This window comes from Nitratidesulfovibrio liaohensis (assembly GCF_011682075.1).
GTDB classification, from domain to species: Bacteria; Desulfobacterota; Desulfovibrionia; order Desulfovibrionales; family Desulfovibrionaceae; genus Cupidesulfovibrio; species Cupidesulfovibrio liaohensis.
Window position 1 is genome coordinate 1 of the sequence record NZ_VSMK01000211.1, and the last position, 4,585, is coordinate 4,585.

General features: G+C 66.8%; 4 protein-coding genes. All 4 read left to right on the top strand.

Annotation, left to right across the window (positions count from 1 at the left end; genetic code table 11):
* Positions 1-1,661 (top strand): sigma 54-interacting transcriptional regulator (locus tag FVW27_RS08240; RefSeq protein ID WP_167124239.1); only part of this gene is annotated, 1,661 nt, incomplete at its 5' end.
* Positions 1,662-2,136: 475 nt separating this feature from the next.
* Positions 2,137-2,958, top strand: a complete 822-nt coding sequence (locus tag FVW27_RS08245) for an ABC transporter substrate-binding protein (protein WP_167124241.1) — start codon at positions 2,137-2,139, stop codon at positions 2,956-2,958.
* A gap of 335 nt (positions 2,959-3,293) precedes the next feature.
* Positions 3,294-3,989: an ABC transporter permease gene (locus FVW27_RS08250; RefSeq protein WP_167124243.1), complete on the top strand. Its 696-nt coding sequence runs from the start codon at positions 3,294-3,296 to the stop codon at positions 3,987-3,989.
* Positions 3,990-4,084: 95 nt separating this feature from the next.
* Positions 4,085-4,585: ATP-binding cassette domain-containing protein (locus tag FVW27_RS08255; RefSeq protein ID WP_243838299.1), on the top strand; the 501-nt coding region annotated here is incomplete at its 3' end.

Genomic DNA, 4,585 nt, shown 5'->3' on the forward strand with positions numbered 1-4,585 from the left:
GGGCCTCGCGGCGGCGCCGGGTTTCCGCCCAACTGGCCGACGGGCGCGAGCAGGTGTTCGAGATAGAGGCCGCGCCCCTGGCCGGTGGAGGTGGCGAATTCCTGGGCGCGCTGCTGGTGGCGCGCGACGTCACCCGCCTGGCCGGGCTGGAAGAGGCCCTGGGCCACCGGGCGGGCATGAACCAGATCATCGGGCGCAGTGCGCCCATGTCCGAGCTGTTCCACCTGCTGGACGAACTGGCCCAGACCGACACCACCGTGCTCATCACCGGCGAATCCGGCACCGGCAAGGAACTGGTGGCCGAGGCGCTGCACCGGGGCGGGCCGCGCGCGCTGGGGCCGCTGGTCAAGGTGAACTGCTCGGCGCTGTCGGAACATCTGCTGGAAAGCGAGCTGTTCGGCCATGTGCGCGGGGCCTTTACCGGCGCCGTGCGCGACAGGGTGGGCCGGTTCCAACTGGCGCACGGGGGCACCATATTTCTGGACGAGATAGGTGACGTCTCGTCCGCCGTGCAGCTCAAACTGTTGCGGGTGTTGCAGGAACGCGAGTTCGAGCGGGTGGGCGACACGCGCACCGTCAAGGTGGACGTGCGGGTCATCGCCGCCACCAACCGGCCCCTGGCGGACCTGGTGCGCTCCGGCAGGCTGCGCGAAGACCTGTACTACCGGCTGCGGGTGGTGGAACTGCACCTGCCTGCACTGCGCGACCGGCGCTCGGACATCCCCCTGCTGGTGGACCACTTCGTGGAGCAGTTCAACATCCATTTCCATCGCCGCGTGGCCGGGGTGACCCCGGTTGCCCTGCAAGCACTGATGGCGCATTCCTGGCCGGGCAACGTGCGCGAACTGCGCCACGCGCTGGAGCATGGCTTCATCCTGTCGCGCGGCGACGTCATCGATGTGGATGCCCTGCCGCCCGAAGTGCGCGCCGCCGTCGGCATGTCACCCACCACCGCCCCCGTGCAGCGCAGCATTGCCTGCGACACGGACCTGCAGCGGCAAGGGGCGGGCAACGCATGGGGCGCTTATCGGGCCGGGGATCGGGCCGGGGGCAGGAGCATGGACCATGGCATGGCACGGCCCCCCCAAGGGGACTGGCCATCCGGTGGCCCGCCGTACGGCCAGCCCGCCAGCGCGCCAGCCATTCACGACGGCGAGAACCATTCCGGCATCTATCCCGACGGCTTGCCCGTGAACCTGGCAGGCATCGGACGAGGAAGAGAGATGGCACCAGCCGAGCCGCCGATATCGGGCGGGCCGGTTTCGCCTGTCTCGCCCGTCATGCCTGCCCCGCCCGTCATGCCGATCAGGCCTGTCATGCCGGTCGGGCCGGTCGGGCCGGTCGGGCCGATCGGGCCGACAGGCCCGGAGGGCGCTGGCTACGGCGGTCGGGTTGGCGAGGAACACGCCCCTTACGGCGCGGAAGCAGGGCGCCGTCTGCGGCTGACCCCGGAACTGCTGGCCGATGCCCTGCGCAGAGCCGGGAACAACAAGGCCCGTGCGGCGCGGTTGCTGGGTGTTTCGCGCCAGACGGTGTACCGCAAGCTTTTGGAATTCGGCATGCCTGATTCGCCAGACGGTGGGCCGGATGGTGGGCCGGACGGCGGACAGGATGGCGCACCGGGCGGGAGCAGCAACGAAGGAGACGCGGCGGGCGCGTAGTCCGTGCCCTGCCGGATCGCACGGTACGCACCGGCGGATCCGCCGCATCATACCGCTGCCCCGGTCATGTCGGCACTGGCGGTCTTTTCGCCCCGCTCCGGTGTTTCCGGGCGGGGCGATGCCGTTGCGGCTTCTGGGCAGCCGACCTTCCGGCAGGTACACGGGCGGCGGCGCGGGTGGCCGGGCACATGCTGGCGCAAGGGGCTGGAGGGGACGTGTCCTGCCCCTGCATCCGCGCCCGGTATTTCGTTCTGTTTTTTTCAACATGTTTTCTTTGGTTCGTTTGGGTATTTACAGGATTGGTATGGTATTTTTGGGTTTGTTCTGGTCGTCATTCGGGATTGATGGTGCCAATCCTTGTGCACGTTTTCTACTTGTTTCGTGACAGTTTGGGCTGCTAACACTGAAGCCCATTGGAGAAGGACCGGACACCCAACGACAACGACCAACGCCAACGACAAACCCGGAGGATGCCATGCGTCGTCTGCTTCTCGTTCTTTGTCTGTTCACCGTGCTGTTGCCCGCGCAGTCCATGGCGGCGGACAAGGTGCTGATGATGGCCACCACCACCAGCACCGCCGATACCGGCCTGCTCGACGATCTTGCCCCCGCCTTCCAGAAGGAAACGGGCATCGAACTCAAGTTCACGGCCACCGGCACCGGCAAGGCGCTGGAAATGGGCCGCAGCTGCAACGTGGACGTACTGCTGGTGCACGATCCCGAGGCAGAGGCCAAGTTCGTGGGCGAAGGCTTCGGCATCAATCGCGTCCAACTGATGTACAATGATTTCGTCATGGTGGGCCCCAAGGCCGACCCCGCGGGCGTGAAGGGCAAGACCGTGGCCGAGGCCATGAAGACCCTGTCCGGCGGCAAGGCTCCGTTCCTCAGCCGTGGCGACAAGTCCGGCACCCATGCGCTGGAACTGCGCCTGTGGAAGGACACCGGCGTGGGCGTGCCCGAAGGCAAGGAATGGTACGTGGAGGCCGGGCAGGGCATGATGCGCACCATCGCCATGTGCGCGGAAAAGGGCGGCTACACCCTTACCGACCGCGGTACCTGGATCAAGTACGAGGCGGGCCTGAAGGAGCCCGGACCGCTGGCCATCGTGGTGGAAAAGGACCAGAAGCTGTTCAACCAGTACAGCTCCATCACCGTGAACCCGGCCAAGTGCCCGTCGGCCAAGGCCGACCTCGCCGATGCCTTCACCAAGTGGATGGCCAGCCCCTCCACCCAGAAGCGCATCGCCGACTTCAAGCTGATGGAAAAGCCGCTGTTTACGCCCAACGCGGGCAAGTAATCCTGAGGGTGTCGTCCTGTACGCCTTTTTGCTCTCTGCCTGTGTCAGGATGTTTTTTTATTCCGGTCGAATACCATAAAAGTATACTCCCTTCATAAAAAAGCATTCTGCCTTGGCAGAGAACAAAAATCCTGCTCATGACGGCACCCTCTTGAAGTTGTGCATACCCGGCGGCGGGGCGGCAGTGCCGTTCCGCCGCCTTTTCGCGGGCGACGGTGGAATGGGCATGCCCGCGTGCCTGACGCCCAGTACCTTTCGTCCGGTACCTTTCGTCCGCCGTCGTTGCCCGCAGGGAAGGCAGCGTTTAGAGTCCCCCGCAAGGAGACCCCAGCCCCATGGACTATCTGCTCGACGGCTTCGTCACCGCCTTGCGCCTGCTGGCCGCTGGCGACGCCGAAACCTTTTCCGCCGTGTGGATCACCCTTGCGGCGTCGGGAATGTCCATGGCCGCGTGCCTGGCCATCGGCGCGCCGCTGGGGTTTCTGATCGGCTACCACGACTTTCCTGGCCGCCGGGCCGTGCGCATCGCCGTGGATACGGCGTTGTGCTTTCCCACCGTGGTCATCGGCCTGTTGGTGTACCTGCTGCTGTCGCGGCAGGGGCCTCTGGGCGATCTGGGCCTGTTGTTCACCATTCCCGGCATGTCCGTGGGCCTGACCCTGCTGGGGATACCCATCGTCATGGCCATGACCGCCCTGGCCGTGGAGCAGGCCGACGCGCGCCTGCGCCTGACCCTGCTCACCCTGGGGGCCGACGGACGCCAGGTGCTCTTCGCCACCCTGTGGGAAACCCGCTACCATCTGATGCTGGCGGGGGTGGCGGCCTTCGGGCGCATCGTGTCCGAGGTGGGCATTTCCATGATGGTGGGCGGCAACATCAAATGGCACACCCGCACCATCACCACGGCCATCGCGCTGGAAACGGGCAAGGGCGACTATGCTCTGGGCATTGCTCTGGGGCTGGTGCTGCTGGCCATTGCCCTGTTGCTGAACCTGCTCCTGGCTGGCTTGCGCAGGAGGGCCGGACGATGAACGGACGCGAAGACAAAGGCGTGTCTCGGATGTCTCCCGGTAGTTGCGAGCACAATATCCCCGCTGATGATGCACTTGCGGCGGGGGCGGGTGACATGGCGGACGGCGCCGCCAGCGAAGCGCACCCCGAAGAAATCCACCCTGGGGCAGCGCACACCGAAGGGCCGTGCACCGGCGTGCTGTGCACCCGCTGCCACGTGCCGCTCTATCAACTGGAGGGCGTGGTGCGCCGTCACGGCGAACGCACCGTGCTCGACGTGCCCCGGTTGGACATCGCTGCCGGGGGCATCACCGGGGTGGTGGGGCCCAATGGCGGCGGAAAGTCCACCCTGCTGCGTCTGCTGGCCTTGCTGGACGCCCCCTGCCGGGGCGAGCTGCGCTTTGCGGGCGAAGTGGTGGGGCCGCTGTCGTCCGCGCGCACGGCGGAACTGCGCCGCTCGGTGACCCTGCTGCTGCAGGAACCCTACCTGCTGCGCCGCAGCGTGTACGAGAACGTGGCTTTCGGCCTGTCCGTGCGGTCCGGGCGGTCCGTGCGGTCCGGGCGGTCCGTGCGGTCCGGGCGCGGCGTGGGCGATACGGCGGATGCCGTGCGTGCG

What these genes read in the sequence shown, in the direction of transcription:
- FVW27_RS08245 (WP_167124241.1), top strand. Translation starts at nt 2,137, where the DNA reads ATGCGTCGTCTGCTTCTCGTTCTTTGTCTGTTCACCGTGCTGTTGCCC.
- FVW27_RS08250 (WP_167124243.1), top strand. Translation starts at nt 3,294, where the DNA reads ATGGACTATCTGCTCGACGGCTTCGTCACCGCCTTGCGCCTGCTGGCC.